Source organism: Exiguobacterium sp. RIT452, assembly GCF_003598705.1.
GTDB classification, from domain to species: Bacteria; Bacillota; Bacilli; order Exiguobacteriales; family Exiguobacteriaceae; genus Exiguobacterium_A; species Exiguobacterium_A undae.
On sequence record NZ_QXJB01000002.1, the window covers coordinates 227,810 to 244,147 of the forward strand.

Sequence of the window (16,338 nt, forward strand, 5' to 3'; positions counted from 1 at the left end):
TATTATCGCAGATGGTGGGATATGTGAAAAGGTACGTTCACGTTTTATATTATTCGACGCTTAAAATGTAAGAATAGAGCGGTTGTTTTCCGTCATGAACTTCCACTTCTGCGTCTGGATTAACCGATTCGATATAAGCGACGAGTTCGTCGACTTCATCTTGCGAAACCCCTTCACCGAACAAGACAGTGATGATTTCATCGTCTTCCGTGACCAGTGTATCAACTAGCTTTTTGACGGCGCCAAGGCTTGAATGATCCGTTGCAACGATTTGTTTCTCCGCAATCGCCATATGATCATCTTTCTTGATTTCAACTCCGTCGATGCTCGTATCACGGACGGCATACGTCACTTGACCGGATTTGACGGCTGCGATTGCATCCATCATGTGCCGCTCGTTCTCTTCGACCGTCGCTTCCGGATTGTAGACGATCGTTGCCGCCAATCCTTGAGGAACCGTCTTCGACTTGACGACAGTCACACCACAAGAAGCAACGGACGCCGCTTGTTCTGCCGCCATGATGATGTTCGAGTTGTTCGGATAGACGTACACATGATCCGCATGCGCATCCTCAATCGCTTTGACGATATCTTCCGTAGACGGGTTCATCGTCTGTCCACCTTCGATGACGACACTGACACCAAGCGACTTAAAGAGTTCACTGATGCCTTCGCCCATCGCTACTGTGACAAGTGCCGACTGGGCTTTCGCCTTTGTAGCGACCGGAGCTGCCACTTGATTGACACCCTCTTCTTCGAGAATCGTCGAATGCTGTTGACGCATGTTTTCGATTTTGACCGCTACGAGTTCACCAAACCGTTGACCTTTTGTGATGACTTCGCCCGGTGTTTCGACGTGTACATGGACCTTCAACAATTCTTCGTCTGCGACGACCAGCAGTGAGTCGCCAAACTCCGCTAACTCGTTCCGGAATGCTTCTTCACTGAAAGGAGTGTTCGCCAATTTATCATCCTGGAAACGGACCATAATTTCCGTGCAGTAGCCGTAATGGATTTCTTCCGTCGACATGAAGCTTTGAGCCGATTTATGATGCTCTGCTTCGACGAGCGCTTCCATGACCGGTGCGTGGGGCTTCTCTAACTCTTTGCCTTCAAGTGTCGCGAGGAATCCTTCATAGATGCAGACAAGTCCTTGTCCACCGGAATCGACGACACCCACTTCTTTAAGTACAGGTAATAGATCTGGTGTTCCTTCGAGTGATACTTTAGACGACTCGACGATGCCACGCATCAATTCGAGCAGATCTGATGTTGTTTCTGACTGCGCGATTGCCGCTACAGCAGTCTCACGGGCAACTGTCAAGATTGTTCCTTCAACCGGCTTCATGACCGCTTTATAGGCTGTATCGACGCCTTTTTGTAAGGCATCCGCAAATTCCTTTGTATCGATCGTCTCTTTTCCTTCAATCGACTTTGAGAACCCACGGAACAATTGACTTAAAATAACACCCGAGTTTCCGCGTGCTCCCATTAAAAGACCACGGGCAAACACGGAAGCAACTTCCGCGACAGAGTCTGATGTCGTTTTTGATGCTTCTTTTGAACCCGATGTCATCGTCAAGTTCATGTTTGTTCCTGTGTCACCGTCTGGGACCGGGAACACGTTCAGCGAATCGACGAAATCCGCATTTTGATAGAGATTCGCTGCGCCATTCTGGATCATCTTGACCAGTTGCGCTCCTGTTAAACGATCTACGCTCACTAAAGTTTCCTCCTCTATTCCCGCCTTAGACATTCGTCAAGCGGACTCCTTGGACAAAAATATTCACAGATGTTACTTCTAAACCAAGTGCCTGGCTGAGTGAATACTTCACACGGCTCTGGACATTGTTCGCGACCTCTGAAATTTTTGTACCGTAACTGACAATGATATGCATATCGATATGAACCTGCTCTGACGCTTGTCGTACGATGACGCCACGGGCAAAGTTTTCCCGTTTTAACAGTTCAGCCAGTCCGTCTTTAATCTGCGACTGGGATGCCATACCAACGACACCAAAACATTCCATTGCCGCTCCGCCTGCAAGTTGCGCAACGACATCATTATCCACATCAATTTTTCCATAGGTCGTTTTCATCTCGATCGCCACCTGAGTAGCCCCCTTTGTTAATTGTGTTCTTCTCATAATTCTACTATAAGGACCTACTATTGAAAAGTCGCCGTACTGACTATACAATGAATAAGTGAAAAATAGTAGCGGTCAAATGAACTTTTACCATCATCCTCATTCATTATTTTAAATTTTGAGGTTGTCTGTCAAGTTTTTTTCTTGTCAGCTACTTTTTTTATGTTGCAACCGTCTCGACACCATGCTAAGATAGCAAAGTGTCTATTAGGACGAACGCAAAACAACATAAAAGGAGGCGGAACACATGGCACGTAAATGCTACGTTACTGGGAAATCGCCGAAGTCGGGAAACAACCGTTCACACGCATTGAACAAAACGAAACGCACTTGGGGAATCAACGTACAAAAAGTACGTATTCTCGTTGACGGTAAACCTAAAAAGGTTTGGGTTTCAGCTCGAGCTCTCAAATCAGGTAAAGTCGAACGCGTATAAGGCGCAGTAACCGGATGGGAATCTTCCCTTCCGGTTCTTTTTTTATCCATTTTTTATTTTTCTCCTAAACTAATTGTCGGAATAATTGAAAACGCTTACAATAAGTGGGCAGTTATTTTTTTCAAGGGGGAAGGGTCAACATGCAGTTAAAAAGAGAAATGACAAGCCGGCATCTCTTCATGATTTCGCTCGGCGGCATCATCGGAACAGGTCTGTTTCTTGGTTCCGGATTGACGATTTCACAAGCTGGACCGCTCGGGGCGGTGCTCAGTTACATCGTGGGTGGGACCATCATGTATCTGACGATGTTATGTTTAGGGGAAATGGCGGTGCACATGCCGGTTTCCGGATCGTTCCAGACGTATACGACACGGTTCATCGGACCGGGCGTCGGCTTTGCCGTCGGTTGGATTTACTGGCTCGGCTGGGCTGTGACGGTGGCGCTCGAAATCACGGCAGCCGGCAGTTTGATGGGACGTTGGTTTCCGGATATGCCGATTGTCGTCTGGTGCGCCCTCTTTACGCTGATCTTATTTGGTCTGAATGCCGTTTCAGCAAAAGCCTTCGGGGAGGCTGAGTTTTGGTTTTCCAGTTTAAAAGTCCTTGCCATTCTTTTCTTCATCGGGCTCGGGGGAGCCGCTTGGTTTGGCTGGATTGAGATGACGGCAGCCCGTCCGGACACACTGTTCGCTAACTTTACGGCCAACGGTCTGTTTCCAAACGGGGCACTCGGAGTCTTGACGACGATGATCGCCGTCAACTTTGCTTTTCAGGGAACAGAATTGATTGGTGTCGCTGCCGGTGAATCGAGTGATCCCGAAAAATCAATTCCAAAAGCCATTCGCAACACTGTCTGGCGGACATTCATCTTTTTTGTCCTCTCGATCACGATTGTCGGTGCCTTGATTCCCTATGAAACAGCTAGCGGAATCAGCAGTCCGTTCATCATGGTATTTGACGCCATCGGAATTCCTTATGCGGCTGACTTGATGAACATCGTTGTCTTGACTGCCCTGTTATCCGTTGGAAACTCAGGCTTGTATGCGGCGACACGGATGTTATGGTCGATGTCGCAGGAAGGTATGATTTCAAAAAAACTCGCAATCATCAATTCGCGCGGGGTACCGATGCGCGCGTTGTGCTTTACGATGTTATTCGCCATGTTATCACTCCTGACCGCCTTTTTTGCAGAAGATACCGTCTTCATCTGGTTGTTGTCACTCGCCGGACTCGGGGCGCAGGTCGGATGGATTTCGATTTCTGCTTCACAGATTGCCTTCCGTCGCCAATTCATCAAAGACGGACACTCTGTCAATGAGTTGAAGTTCAAGACACCATTTTTCCCGGTCTTACCGATTCTCTCATTTTCTTTGAACCTGCTTGTTCTGATCAGCCTTGCCTTCCAAGCGGATCAACGGATCGCCTTATATATCGGTGTTCCCTTCTTCCTTTTGACATGGGCGTCGTATCATTGGTTCGTTAAAGGAAACCATCTCGCTGCCCAAACGGAACGTCAGGCAGCCAGTTCGACCTTAGAACCATAATCCAAAAGAACGTGATCGGCTGCAGGAGTGATTTCCTGACCGTCACGTTCTTTTTTCAGTCATTTTTTATTATCAGAGAGACTTCGTAATACAATCACTTCACCCGTGTGGACCGTGACATCGGCAAGCTGATGATCCGTCCATTCATTGCTGACGGTTAAGGAGCCGCCGACGGGCACGTCATGATCGGTCAGCGGATACTTGACACCCCGAAGCGTTAAACGGGTCGGAACAAGTGGGATGAAGGACAGGTAATGATACTGGTCTGCCTTGATTTGATCGTGTCCCTCCTGTAAGAAACGCACCTCTTCCCGCTTCGTCACAAGACGGGCTGCCGGAAACTGTTTCAATAAATAGACGTTTTGCAGGGTCATATCCAGTCGACCACCTGTCGCCCCGAAAATCAACACGTCCGTCACTTCATACTGTTCGTTGACATGACGCAAAGCGAGCTCTAAATCGGTTTCATCTTTTTCAGCCGGATGAATCACCGCCCCTTCCGGCGTATATCCAAGCGAATCAAAGTCGCCGATTGCCAAGTCAAACGCAAGACCTTGTTGTACTAGCGTAGCGACACCGCCGTCGACAGCGATGACCACCGTGTTCTCGTCGATGAACGGCGTTAAGGACGGGATGTCCTCGACCGGTCCTGCTGCAACAATCACAGCCCGCATCAGACACCTCGCGCCGAATAACGGAGGAGTCGTGGCGCCGTCGTAAACAAGAGTCCTGCGACGATACCGCACAACAGATACGACGGAACCATATACGTCGCATTGTAAATCAAGGAGTACGGGACGACCGGACCTTCTGCGTATTCAGCAAAGAAGACGATTCCACTGATGACATGGCAGACATACCGTAATCCGGCACCAAGGAACGTCGCCATCAGGACGATGGCCATCAAACGTCCGTTTTTCCCAGCCGCTGCCGCCTTTTTGACTTGACGGGCAAATAAACCACTCAGTCCAACAACACCAAATGCAATCGTATAATCGAGTAACGGTTGGACGACCGTCAAGATTTGCGGCGCGAACATCAGCTGAATCGTTCCGACGAGAGCTCCTGTCACGACACCACCCACGACGCCGTGACGGAACGCCATCACAAAAATCGGTAGCATCGCTAAGCTGATAGCTCCTCCTTGAGGCATCTTAAAGGGAATCAATAAATCAAACACCACTCCGATACTTGCAAAAATTGCAATTTCCATTAACATTTGTAGCCGTTTCATACTTGTTTCCTCCTAAAAATAAAATCGCAGGACGGCAAAAAGGCAGTACGACGAACGCCGTACTGCCTGCGTGCGCCACATCCCTACGTCCGTCTGAACGGAACAGGTTCGAAGGGTTAAAGTCCAATCACTTCTCTCAGCCGCTTGACGCGACACCCCTTGCGGTCATCATTAAGTTTTGTTTGCCTTTTTATTATACGTGAGCCGCATTCCGAATACTAGTGATTGCTTCCGTATAATCAGGTGCATTGTAAATCGCGGATCCGGCAACAAGGACGTTCGCCCCGTTTTCGATGCACAGCTTCGCTGTCTCCGCATTCACACCCCCATCAATTTCAATTTCAAACGTCAGTCCACGCTCTGCCTTTAGGTCTGCAAGTTGCTTCAGTTTCGTCATGACACCAGGCAGGAAGGCTTGACCGCCGAATCCAGGATTAACCGTCATCAACAAGACCATATCGACCTCTTCTAAGACATGTTCAATCGTCGTAAGCGGTGTATGCGGGTTCAGAACAACCCCCGCCTTCGCACCCGCTGCTTTGATTTGCTGGAGGACACGATGCACATGGTTCGTCGCCTCAACATGGAAGGTCACGATGTCAGCACCTGCTGCAACAAAAGCCTCCACAAAGTTTTCCGGACGATCAATCATTAAATGAACGTCGAGAACCATATCTGTTTTTTGGCGTAAACTGTTTAAGACCGGTAAACCAAAGGAAATGTTCGGGACAAACTGACCATCCATGACATCAAAATGAATGTAATCGGCGCCTGCCGCCTCGACAGCTTTGACGTCCCGCTCCAAGTTTGCAAAATCTGCTGATAAGATTGATGGTGCAATTTTAATCATCTCAATACCTCCGGGCTCGATTCTTGATTTCCTCTACAAACATACCATAATTCGTATACCGTGAGGGCATGATTTCGTGTGCTTCAATTGCTTCTTTGACGGCACATCCCGGTTCATTCAAATGCAGACATCCCCGGTATTTACAGTCATCCTGCAAGGCGACGAATTCTGGAAAACACCAACGCAATTCTTCGAGTTCCATTTCATGCGGGAAATCGAGGTTTGAAAAACCAGGTGTATCGGCGATTAACCCTTCACCGAGCGGAATCAAGGTGACATGTCGTGTCGTGTGTCGACCGCGTCCGAGTGATTTCGAAATATGACTCGTTTCCAGGGCCAGCGAAGGTTCAAGCGCGTTGAGCAACGAACTTTTTCCGACACCGGATTGTCCGGCCAGTACGCTCGTCTTATCTTTCAGCAAGGGACGGACGAGCTCCACTCCGACAAGCGTCTCACTCGAAGTCTCAATGACAGGGTAGCCGATTTCCCGGTACGCCGCGATGGCTTCTTTCACCGCCAGTTCGGTAGTTCCGTGCAGCAAATCCATCTTCGTCAAAATAATGATCGGTTGAATGTCCTTCGCTTCAATCAGCACAAGAAACCGGTCGAGCAGATGGGCGGAAAAATCGGGTTCCGCAGCTGAGACGACCAGTAATGCTTGATCGATATTCGCAACCGGTGGTCGGACCAAGAAATTTTGACGTTCTTTCACTTCCAAAATGTAGCCGGTCTCACTTTCAATGTGTAATACAACCTCATCGCCTACGACAGGACTGATTCCACGTTTTCTGAAATTACCCCGGGCGCGTGACCGGATTTCTCCTTGAGGGGTCATGACATCATAAAATCCACCTTGCAGACGAATAATCGTTCCGTCCCGGTTGTCTTCAATTCGACTTTCCGCCATCCTATGCACTCCTTTTGTCAGCATTCCGCTGCTTACTCTTGTGATTTTGCTTGATTGTACGTGATGGTCTTCGAACGATATACGTCATCATCTTTATAGATCGTGATTTTTCCTTCTTCCCCCGGATCAATCGTCAACGGGACATCAAAGGTTTCATCTTGATCAATCGATTCTTCGATGACGGTCCGCTTTCCTTTCGCATCTTCCGTTTCAATCCGGACGACTTGACGGGGTGCTGGTTCATCCTCTTCACTGATGCCATCATACACCACTTTTTCAGGGAATGTAGCCGTGACTGTTTTTTCTTCCTCACCGCGTGAGATAAAGACCGTCACCGAGTCATTGGGTTCGACTTGAACACCGGCCTGTGGAAATTGCCGGATGACTTGATCCAGTTCGACGTCACTTGAAAACTCTTGTTCAAACGTTCCGTCCAGTCCCATTTCATCCAGATACGCTTTGGCTTCATCGCTCGATAGATTCGTCAAATCCTTTAAGACAAAGGCAGAAGAACCGTTCGAGACCGTGATGGTGATCATTTGTTCTTTCGCAATGACCTCGGTTCCCGCTGAGATGGACTGTCGGATGACGTTTCCGCGTTCGATGTCTTCTGATTCTTCCCGTTCAACATCGACTTTCTCAAATCCACTGTCCTTTAATATCGCAATCGCTCGTTTTTCTGTTTCATCGGATACATCCGGCACTTCGACCGGATCACTTCCCGTCGAGACGACCAACTCGACCGTTGATCCTTTTTTGACAGCCGCCTCTGCGCGCGGCGACTGACTGATGACAAGACCTTCTTCGACCGTGTCACTGGAACGTTCCGTTGACTCGACGAGGAACCCGAGCTTTTCGAGTTTCGTCTCTGCTTCGTCCGCATCCGTTTCCGCTACGTTCGGAACGACTACTGTCGGATCCGGCCACATCGCAAACGTCGTTGCCGCCCCGCCCAGTAACAGGAACAAAACAAGCACGATCCACCAGGTCCGCTTCTTTTTCTTTTGTTCCTTCGGCAAAACCGTCGCAACCGTTGGAGACACGGCTTCTTCTTTCGAATCGTTTGGCAAAGACACGGGACTCAATACCATCGTCTGTTCCATTTCATCGTCTCCACGAATGCCTTCCTGTGCCCGTTCGTCAGACATGGCGGTCACCATGTCCTCTTTAAAGGCCGCCACCGACTGTTGCCGGTCATGTGGTGCTTTCGCGAGTGCCTGCATGATACAGTTTTCCAGCGCTTGTGGTACGGCAGGATTTAATTCCGTCGGACGCCGCGCCGTATCTTGCAGGTGTTTTAAGGCCACTGCGACCGGCGAATCCCCTTCAAACGGAACTTTTCCTGTCACCAATTCGTAAAGTACCGCTCCCAGTGAATAAATATCTGATTTTTCATCCGCGAATTTCCCTTTCGCCTGTTCCGGCGAAAAGTAATGGACGGATCCTAACACAGACATCGTATGCGTCAATGTCGCATTCGACATCGCAACGGCGATACCGAAGTCTGTCACTTTGACGGTTCCATCCGCTCGGACGAGCATGTTTTGTGGTTTGATATCGCGATGGATGATCCGGTGCGCATGCGCATGATCAATGGCGTCACAAATCTGGCTGATGATGTCAATCGCTGTTGTCACCGGTAAAGCCTGACCTTCACAATATGTTTTTAATGTCATACCATCGATGTATTCCATCACGATGTAATAAATCGCTTCTTCTTCCCCTACATCATATACGGCAACGATATTTGGATGATTTAAACTCGTTGCAGCATGTGCTTCTCGTTCAAATCGACGGATGAATTGTTCATCATGCGAAAACTCGGTACGTAAAATTTTGATTGCGACCATTCGATTCAAGATTTCATCATATGCCTGATAAACGTTTGCCATCCCGCCATTTCCAACCAGCCGTTCTATGCGGTAGCGGTCATTCAATCGATCTCCGTAACGCATATTCAGACCCTCTCTCTTTCTTTAAAACGGATTGCAGCAATCGTGATGTTGTCTGCTCCCCCTCGCTCATTCGCCTCGAGGACCAATCGTTCAACAATCGTTTCCAGTGGTGCATCTGCTTGCAATAGCCGTTGCATGACGTCATGAGGCACTTCGTCCGACAATCCGTCACTGCATACTAAAACAATTTCATAATCAGGTGCATCGCGCACTTGAATGTCGACATCAACGGATTCGTTTGAACCAACCGATCGGGTGATCACATTTCGGCGGGGATGGTTTTCCAGTTCCGCTTCCGACAATTCCCCCAGTTGCTTCAACATATTGACATAGGAATGATCGTCGGTCAGCTGTTTCAACTGTCCTTCCTCAATCGCATAGACCCGGCTGTCTCCGACATGACCAATGACAAGCAAGTCATCGGACCAACAGACACAGGCCATCGTCGTGCCGACGATGGATAGATTCTCGACTTGAGAAAAACGTAAGATTTGAGCATTTGCTTCCTTCACCAATCGCTCAATCCAAGAAGATAATTCAATCGGACGGCTCGGCATCTCGGCATAGGCTTCATCAAAGATTTGACGTACAATCGCACTCGCCGTTTCACCTGCTGCGTGCCCGCCCATTCCATCGGCCACGACGGCTAACCCTTTTTGGGCGTCGCCGACGAGCAAGACGGTATCTTCATTTTTTGAGCGGACCTTTCCCGTCGTCGTCAAATACGCTAACTCCATGACCCGTCCCCCTGTTCGTGTTTGATCCTCGTTCTTTCAGACGATTTTCTTAAAGGCAGCGATATAAAATCCGTCTGTCCCAAATGATGTGGGTAACAATTTCAGTTCCGCCCGGTCGCCGATCAACGATTGAACGGCTTCCGGCATCCGTGTTTTGAACGTCTCGTCAAATTCATAGCCTTGACTCAGGATATATTCTGTCTGCTGTTCATTCTCGACGGGATCAATCGTACACGTCGAATAGACAAACGTTCCGCCCGGCTTGACTAGTGGCAGGACCGCTTCGATGATTTGACGCTGGATGACCGGCAGCTGAGTGAGATCTTCCGGACGTTTCGTCCATTTGATATCCGGCTTCCGGCGAATGACGCCCAGTCCGGAACACGGTGCATCCACTAAAATCCGGTCAAACGATGCTGCTTCGAACCGCGTACCGGCTTGGCGCGCGTCGAGTACTTCCGTCTGAACCGTCTCTAACCCTAAGCGTGTTGCTTGTTTTTCGAGTAACTTCACTTTATGCGGATGAAGATCAAGTGCCGTCAACGAACCGGTCGTCAGTCCTTCTGCGATATGCATTGCTTTTCCGCCTGGTGCGGCACAACTGTCCAAAACCCGGTCAGAAGGTGCTGCCCCGACTGCGGCAGCAACCAGCATCGAACTTTCATCTTGCAACGACAGATAGCCGCGCTCGAGCAAGTCGGTCTGTTGGACACTTCCACTGATGATTTCCAGACCATCAGGTGCTGCATGCGCTGGTTTTGCCGTCACTCCTTGTTCTTCAAGCAGTTGAATCAGCTCTTGTCTATCGGCACGGGTCCGATTGACACGTACGGTGACGGGAGCCGGTTCATTGTTCAGTCGACAGATCTTCCAAGTCTCTTCTTCTCCAAACAGTTCGATCCAGCGCTCGACGAGCCAGACCGGATGACTTGTTTCGATGCTGATTCGTTTGACCGTCGAAGAAATGGCTGCAAAATCAGGTTGCCCTGATCGAAGCACATTTCGTAAGACACCGTTGACGACCTTGGCGATATGCGGTTTGCCGCGGGTCTTGGCAATCTCCACCGCTTCATTGATGACCGCGTGATCCGGAATCCGGTCTAGATAAAACAGTTGATAAACACTCATCCGCAACAATGGACGCATGAAGGGATCCAATTTTTTTTGCGAAGCCAGAAACGGCTCCAAGATATAGTCGAGTGTCAATTCCCGGCTGAGCGTACCGTAGACCAGTTCTGTATATAAACCGACATCCGCTTTTGAAATCGCGCGCTTCTCAAGCATCTGGTGGACGGAAATCGTCGAAAACGCTCCGCCTTGTCCAATTTTTAATAAGGTTGTGACTGCTGCATCCCTGACGTTCATGCTTGTTCGCCTACTTTCTGTCCAATCGTCAATGTCTGTCCGACACCACGCATGAACGTTGCACCGTCCATTCGCTTTTTCCCAGCCGGCTGGACGTCGATTAATTTAAGTGCGACGTCGGAACCGGTCGCGATGACTGGTCCATCCGCTTCCAAGGCAATGATCTCTCCGGCGGTTCCGTTACCTGGTACTTTTTCAGCAAAATAAACTTTCAGACGATCGCTTCCAAGCGTCGTATAGGCACTTGGGAATGGATTCATCCCGCGAATTTGGTTGTATAAGTCTTCACCCGGTCGGGAAAAGTCCAATCGCTCCCGTTCCCGGCTGATGTTCGGCGAAAACGTGACGGCGTCTTCTTGTTGTGCTTCCGGTGTCAACGTACCGGCAATCAACTGCGGTAACGTTTCGATCAACAACCGGGCACCCGCAGCACTTAATTTATCGAACATCGTGCCTGCTGTATCCTGTTCTTCAATCGGGACGATGATTTTCGATAACATATCCCCTGCATCCAAGCGATCGACCATGTACATGATCGTGACGCCGGTTTCTGTCTCTCCATCGATGATTGCTTGATGAATCGGAGCACCTCCACGATACTTCGGCAACAAGGACGCATGGACATTGATGGCGCCAAACTTTGGTGCCTCAAGGACGGCTGTCGGAACAATTTGTCCATATGCCGCCGTGATGATCAAGTCCGGCTTTAAATCGAGCAGATCCTGATAGTCTTCGCGGATTTTAGTCGGTTGCAACACCGGAATGTCGTGTGCGAGCGCCACTTCCTTCACCGGTGTCGGCTTGATTTCACGTTTGCGCCCCACTGGTTTATCGGGTTGCGAGACGACACCGACGACGTCATATCCGGCATCGATGACTTCTCGTAATGTATTGGCGGCGAAATCCGGTGTCCCCATGAAGACGACACGTGGAGACGCTTCGGTTTCCACTAACTTATCGGTAAATAACACGCCGTCCAGATGATCCATCTCGTGCTGAATGGCCCGTGCAAAAAAACCATTTGCTTTAATTTTGACGCTCCGTCCTAGACGGTCTTGCGATTTCACGACAATCTGTTCAAAGCGTTCGACGGGTCCGAAGACACCCGGCATGCTCAGACACCCTTCATCATCGATTTGTGAACCACTTGCTTCGATGATTTCCGGATTGATCAGCTCGATTGGTCCCGTCTCATCATCCGTATGGACGACCGCCACACGAATCGGCTGATTGACTTGTGGAGCCGCCAGTCCGACACCATCGTATTCGTACATCGTATCGAACATGCGATCAATCATTTTTCCTAACTTTTTATCAAACTTCGTCACCTTTTGGCAGGTTTGACGCAACACTTCATTTGGTACTTCTACAACTTTGTACATATTGCCACCTCACATGAATACAAATGGATTTAAATCCACTGTTACTTGGACTTTTTGTTTGATGCGTAACGCAAGCATCGCACGGAGTGCCTCCCGCACTTCTTCCTGACCTTTATGTTTTAAAATCACCTGTTGCCGGTACATGTTTTTCAACCGGGCAAGCGGTGCCTCGAGTGGACCGTTGACAATCAAGTCCTCTGATTCGAGATGCCGGAGTTCGCCGGCGATTGCTTCCGCTTCCGCCTGTGCTTCGAGCGGATGGGCCGCCGATATCGTCACCAATCCTAAAAACCAGAACGGCGGGTGACCGCCTAGTTTCCGTAACTGCATCTCCCGCTGATAAAATGTTTCATAGTCGTGCTGTTTGGCCGTTTGGATGACATAATGATCCGGATTATACGTCTGGATGATGGATTGTCCGGCGAGTGCACCACGCCCTGCCCGACCCGAAACTTGCGTAATCAGCTGAAACGTCCGTTCACTTGCCCGGAAATCTGGTATGCCAAGTGTTGCATCAGCCGCAATGACACCTACTAAGGTGACGTTCGGAAAATCCAACCCTTTGGCAATCATCTGCGTGCCGAGCAGGATATTCCCTTCCCCTCGCTCAAACGCGTTTAATAGTTTTTCGTGAGCCCCTTTACGGGATGTCGTGTCTTGATCCATCCGAATGATTTTTGCTTCCGGAATCAAATGGGCCAACTCTTCTTCGATTTTTTGTGTCCCGGTCCCAAACTGACGAATTTTTTTTGACTCACATGTCGGACATGTTTTGGGCATGGCTGCTTCAAATCCACAATAATGACACTTCAGACAATCTTGGTGTTGATGATATGTCAGATTGACGGCACAATGCGGGCATTGAAGCGTCTCACCACAATCACGGCAGAGAACAAACGTCGTATAACCACGACGATTCAACAGCAAGACCGTCTGTTCGCCACGTTCGATTCGTTGTTTGATCCCTTCAACGAGCGGCAGACTGAAGGGTGTCCGATTACCGCGTTCCAGTTCTTTTCGCATATCGATGATATCGACCGGCGGCAATTCGCCGCCAAACCGTTCTTTTAGCGGCAAATACCGGTAAACCCCTTTTTGAGCACGGGCATATGTTTCAAGAATCGGTGTCGCACTCCCGAGAACAACCGGACACTGATGGTACGCCGCACGCCAACTCGCGACATCACGGGTGTGATACCGCGGATTTTCTTCTTGTTTGTATGTCGTCTCATGTTCCTCATCTAAAATGATGACACCGACATTCGTCAACGGTGCAAAAATGGCCGACCGGGCGCCGACGACGACATCGACTTCCCCTTGGGCGATCTTTCGCCATTCATCGTATTTTTCACCTAACGACAAGCCGCTGTGAAGAACGGCGACCCGTTCCCCGAACCGGCGTTTAAAACGTTTGACCATCATCGGCGTCAAACTGATTTCCGGTACGAGCAACATCGCTTGGCGCCCACGTTCCAGCATCGTGTGAATCGATTCCAGATAGACTTCCGTTTTCCCGCTTCCGGTCACGCCGTGGAGTAAAAAGGTACTTGTTTCGTCCGGTGTTGTAATGGCATCGACGGCAGCTTGCTGCTGCTCGGTCAATCGCGACGGAACAAAAATATCTTGTACCAGATGTTCATATGGATTCCGATTCACATCAATCGTTTCGACGGCAATGACCCCTTTTTTCTCCAAACTGTTCAGGATGCTGACTGTTAAATCGAGTTCATGCATCACTTCACTCCACAATACTGTCGGATGTTCAATCAAATGATTCCGTAACAGCAGTTGTTTCGTCGCTTGTTTCGATAATTCAATCGTCGGGTCGACTAAACGAATCCGTTTATCGGTTTTTGATGTTTTCTTTTCTTTGACAATCGGTTGCAGGTGCAACTCCCCTTGCCGGGCGGCCACTAAAATCTGCTGTTGGATCTCACTTGGAAACTGACTGATTTTCTTATGATGCCAGTTCGAAAATCGTGGCGTTTCCGTCACAATCAGTTTATCATAACTGACTTTCAAGGCGGCCGGTAACATCGCGAGCAGCGCTGTCGCCTGATAGCACAGCGTCGTATCCGAAAGATAACTGGACAGTTCGAGCAATTCTTTTGTATACGTCGGCGTCTCATCCAAAACCCGGACAATCGGTTTTGTCCGGGCGAGTTCCGTCTCGGCTTTTACCGCCACGACGATGCCAAGTAAAGCGCGTGGACCAAACGGTACCTCGACACGCATACCCGGGACGACGAGATCACGCCATAACTCCGGCACTTCATAGTCAAAAGGTCGGTCAACCGTTGCCGCTGCAACGTCGACGATGACTTCGGCAATCATCGGAGCGCCTCAGCGAACTGGGCCATCAATTCTTGCGCCAACCGGGTTTTCGATTGTTGATCGTAGTGGACGATTTGATTTTCTTTTCCATAAACGGTCACCTGATTTTCGTCACTCGAAAAACCGATTTCCGGACGCGATACATCATTGGCAACAATGAAGTCCGCCTGTTTCCGAATCAACTTTTGCTTGGCATGACTTTCGAGATTTTCGGTTTCTGCCGCAAATCCAACAAGAATTTGATTACTTTTCCGTTCCCCAAGCGTGCGCAGGATATCAGTCGTCTCTTCCAACTCAATCCGTAACGGTCCATCCATCTTTTTTTGTTTCCGGTCGTATTGGATCGTCGGACGGTAGTCGGCAACGGCCGCTGCCATGATGACCAAATCCTGTTTTTCGTAGTGCGCAAGCATCGCTTCGAGCATCTCTTCGCCAGACTCGACGGCAACCGTCGTTACTCCGGCCGGCAATGTGCCACGAACCGGACCGTGAACAAGCGTCACAGTTGCTCCCGCGTCACGGGCTGCTTCTGCGAGCGCGATGCCCATCTTGCCGGATGAATCATTCGTCAAGTAACGGACGGGATCAATTCGTTCAACGGTCGGACCGGCACTGATCAAGACGTGACGATCTGCTAATTTTTTTGATTCAAAAAGTCCGGATAATGTCTCGACGAGTTCCTCAGGTTCCGGCAACCGTCCTTTTCCGACCCAACCGCATGCCAAATTCCCGACGCCTGGTGCAATCAAGTGGACTCCGTCTGCCATCAGCCGTTCCATATTACGCACCGTTGCCGGATGTTCCAGCATATTGACGTTCATTGCCGGGGCTACGACGACCGGACAGGTTGCCGCCAAAATCGTCGTCGTAATGAAGTCGTCGGCAATGCCGTGGGCAAGTTTGGCAATCAAATTGGCGGTTGCAGGAGCAACAACGATCAAATCTGCTTCATCCGCCAAATCGATATGTGCGATTTTGGATGCATCATGCTCGATGAAGACATCATCATAGACCGGTTTCCGTGTCAACGCTGCAAACGTCGTTTTTCCGACGAATTGTTGCGCATTTTTAGTCATCGCGACCTGAACACTCGCACCTGCCTGAACCAATTTTGATGCCAAGGCAGCCGCTTTATACGAGGCGATTCCCCCTCCGACACATAATAGGATTTTACGATTCGTTAGCATGATGAACTCCTCCTTATTGAAAAAAACAGCCACAATGAGGAGTGGCTGCTTCAAAATTAGTCTTGCGGTTGGTTCGTAACCACGACTTCACCAGAAAAGAGTTCTTCGAGCGCTTTTCCGACTGGTTTGTATGATTTCGGGTTCGCTACTTTCACACGTTTCCCGTCTTGGATTTGACGTGCACGTTTTGCTGCGACCGTCACGATTGTGTATTTCGAAGGGACCGTCTTTTGAAGCTTGTCTACTGATGGATATAACAT

15 protein-coding genes and 1 riboswitch are annotated in these 16,338 nt (G+C 49.4%); of the genes, 2 read left to right on the forward strand and 13 right to left on the reverse strand.

The window, feature by feature from the left end:
- Positions 1-49 precede the first annotated feature (49 nt).
- Together D3D03_RS06680 and D3D03_RS06685 are read right to left on the reverse strand one after the other, a co-directional pair.
- Positions 50-1,723, reverse strand: a complete 1,674-nt coding sequence (locus D3D03_RS06680) for a DAK2 domain-containing protein (RefSeq protein WP_026832599.1) — start codon at positions 1,721-1,723, stop codon at positions 50-52.
- A 25-nt stretch (positions 1,724-1,748) separates the two neighbouring features.
- Positions 1,749-2,111, reverse strand: a complete 363-nt coding sequence (locus D3D03_RS06685) for an Asp23/Gls24 family envelope stress response protein (protein ID WP_014970720.1) — start codon at positions 2,109-2,111, stop codon at positions 1,749-1,751.
- 283 nt (positions 2,112-2,394) lie between these two features.
- On the opposite strand from D3D03_RS06685, the gene rpmB reads away from it, so the two are divergent.
- A complete protein-coding gene (gene rpmB, locus D3D03_RS06690; RefSeq protein ID WP_012370787.1) occupies positions 2,395-2,583 on the forward strand; it encodes a 50S ribosomal protein L28 in 189 nt (62 codons plus the stop codon).
- Between the two features lie 140 nt (positions 2,584-2,723).
- Positions 2,724-4,127, forward strand: a complete 1,404-nt coding sequence (locus tag D3D03_RS06695) for an amino acid permease (RefSeq protein ID WP_026832598.1) — start codon at positions 2,724-2,726, stop codon at positions 4,125-4,127.
- A 59-nt stretch (positions 4,128-4,186) separates the two neighbouring features.
- Here the strand turns inward: D3D03_RS06695 and D3D03_RS06700 are convergent, their stop codons facing one another.
- The 11 genes from D3D03_RS06700 to rpoZ all read right to left on the reverse strand — a co-directional run bounded on the left by D3D03_RS06700 (position 4,187) and on the right by rpoZ (position 16,338).
- On the reverse strand, positions 4,187-4,801 hold the full coding sequence (locus tag D3D03_RS06700) for a thiamine diphosphokinase (protein WP_026832597.1): 615 nt from the start codon (positions 4,799-4,801) through the stop codon (positions 4,187-4,189).
- The gene (gene thiT / locus D3D03_RS06705; RefSeq protein WP_026832596.1) at positions 4,801-5,361 is read right to left on the reverse strand and encodes an energy-coupled thiamine transporter ThiT; all 561 of its coding nucleotides are present in this window, start codon (positions 5,359-5,361) and stop codon (positions 4,801-4,803) included. Before thiT ends, D3D03_RS06700 begins: the two co-directional genes overlap by 1 nt.
- Positions 5,362-5,424: 63 nt before the next feature.
- Positions 5,425-5,531, reverse strand: a riboswitch (TPP riboswitch).
- Positions 5,532-5,554: 23 nt separating this feature from the next.
- Entirely contained in the window at positions 5,555-6,211 is a 657-nt protein-coding gene (gene rpe / locus D3D03_RS06710; protein ID WP_026832595.1) for a ribulose-phosphate 3-epimerase, read from the reverse strand.
- A 1-nt stretch (position 6,212) separates the two neighbouring features.
- Complete coding sequence (gene rsgA, locus D3D03_RS06715; RefSeq protein ID WP_026832594.1) at positions 6,213-7,118, reverse strand: ribosome small subunit-dependent GTPase A; 906 nt, start codon at positions 7,116-7,118, stop codon at positions 6,213-6,215.
- 32 nt (positions 7,119-7,150) lie between these two features.
- A complete protein-coding gene (gene pknB / locus D3D03_RS06720) occupies positions 7,151-9,073 on the reverse strand; it encodes a Stk1 family PASTA domain-containing Ser/Thr kinase (protein ID WP_119923197.1) in 1,923 nt (640 codons plus the stop codon).
- A 2-nt stretch (positions 9,074-9,075) separates the two neighbouring features.
- Positions 9,076-9,810: a Stp1/IreP family PP2C-type Ser/Thr phosphatase gene (locus D3D03_RS06725; RefSeq protein ID WP_028106001.1), complete on the reverse strand. Its 735-nt coding sequence runs from the start codon at positions 9,808-9,810 to the stop codon at positions 9,076-9,078.
- Positions 9,811-9,846: 36 nt separating this feature from the next.
- Positions 9,847-11,175, reverse strand: coding sequence for a 16S rRNA (cytosine(967)-C(5))-methyltransferase RsmB (gene rsmB / locus D3D03_RS06730; RefSeq protein ID WP_119923198.1), 1,329 nt, complete (start codon positions 11,173-11,175; stop codon positions 9,847-9,849).
- Positions 11,172-12,557, reverse strand: coding sequence for a methionyl-tRNA formyltransferase (fmt, locus tag D3D03_RS06735; RefSeq protein ID WP_119923199.1), 1,386 nt, complete (start codon positions 12,555-12,557; stop codon positions 11,172-11,174). Before fmt ends, rsmB begins: the two co-directional genes overlap by 4 nt.
- A gap of 9 nt (positions 12,558-12,566) precedes the next feature.
- Positions 12,567-14,891 carry a primosomal protein N' gene (gene priA / locus D3D03_RS06740; RefSeq protein ID WP_119923200.1) on the reverse strand — a complete coding sequence of 775 codons (2,325 nt, stop codon included), beginning with the start codon at positions 14,889-14,891 and terminating at the stop codon, positions 12,567-12,569.
- Positions 14,888-16,078: a bifunctional phosphopantothenoylcysteine decarboxylase/phosphopantothenate--cysteine ligase CoaBC gene (gene coaBC, locus D3D03_RS06745; protein WP_119923201.1), complete on the reverse strand. Its 1,191-nt coding sequence runs from the start codon at positions 16,076-16,078 to the stop codon at positions 14,888-14,890. The genes priA and coaBC overlap by 4 nt, the downstream gene beginning before the upstream one ends.
- A gap of 56 nt (positions 16,079-16,134) precedes the next feature.
- The gene (gene rpoZ / locus D3D03_RS06750) at positions 16,135-16,338 is read right to left on the reverse strand and encodes a DNA-directed RNA polymerase subunit omega (protein WP_012370799.1); all 204 of its coding nucleotides are present in this window, start codon (positions 16,336-16,338) and stop codon (positions 16,135-16,137) included.

Coding starts and splice junctions, on each gene's coding strand:
- rpmB (WP_012370787.1), top strand. CDS start 2,395: ATGGCACGTAAATGCTACGTTACTGGGAAATCGCCGAAGTCGGGAAAC.
- D3D03_RS06695 (WP_026832598.1), top strand. CDS start 2,724: ATGCAGTTAAAAAGAGAAATGACAAGCCGGCATCTCTTCATGATTTCG.
- D3D03_RS06700 (WP_026832597.1), bottom strand. CDS start 4,801: ATGCGGGCTGTGATTGTTGCAGCAGGACCGGTCGAGGACATCCCGTCC.
- thiT (WP_026832596.1), bottom strand. CDS start 5,361: ATGAAACGGCTACAAATGTTAATGGAAATTGCAATTTTTGCAAGTATC.
- rpe (WP_026832595.1), bottom strand. CDS start 6,211: ATGATTAAAATTGCACCATCAATCTTATCAGCAGATTTTGCAAACTTG.
- rsgA (WP_026832594.1), bottom strand. CDS start 7,118: ATGGCGGAAAGTCGAATTGAAGACAACCGGGACGGAACGATTATTCGT.
- pknB (WP_119923197.1), bottom strand. CDS start 9,073: ATGCGTTACGGAGATCGATTGAATGACCGCTACCGCATAGAACGGCTG.
- D3D03_RS06725 (WP_028106001.1), bottom strand. CDS start 9,810: ATGGAGTTAGCGTATTTGACGACGACGGGAAAGGTCCGCTCAAAAAAT.
- rsmB (WP_119923198.1), bottom strand. CDS start 11,175: ATGAACGTCAGGGATGCAGCAGTCACAACCTTATTAAAAATTGGACAA.
- fmt (WP_119923199.1), bottom strand. CDS start 12,557: ATGTACAAAGTTGTAGAAGTACCAAATGAAGTGTTGCGTCAAACCTGC.
- priA (WP_119923200.1), bottom strand. CDS start 14,891: ATGATTGCCGAAGTCATCGTCGACGTTGCAGCGGCAACGGTTGACCGA.
- coaBC (WP_119923201.1), bottom strand. CDS start 16,078: ATGCTAACGAATCGTAAAATCCTATTATGTGTCGGAGGGGGAATCGCC.
- rpoZ (WP_012370799.1), bottom strand. CDS start 16,338: ATGTTATATCCATCAGTAGACAAGCTTCAAAAGACGGTCCCTTCGAAA.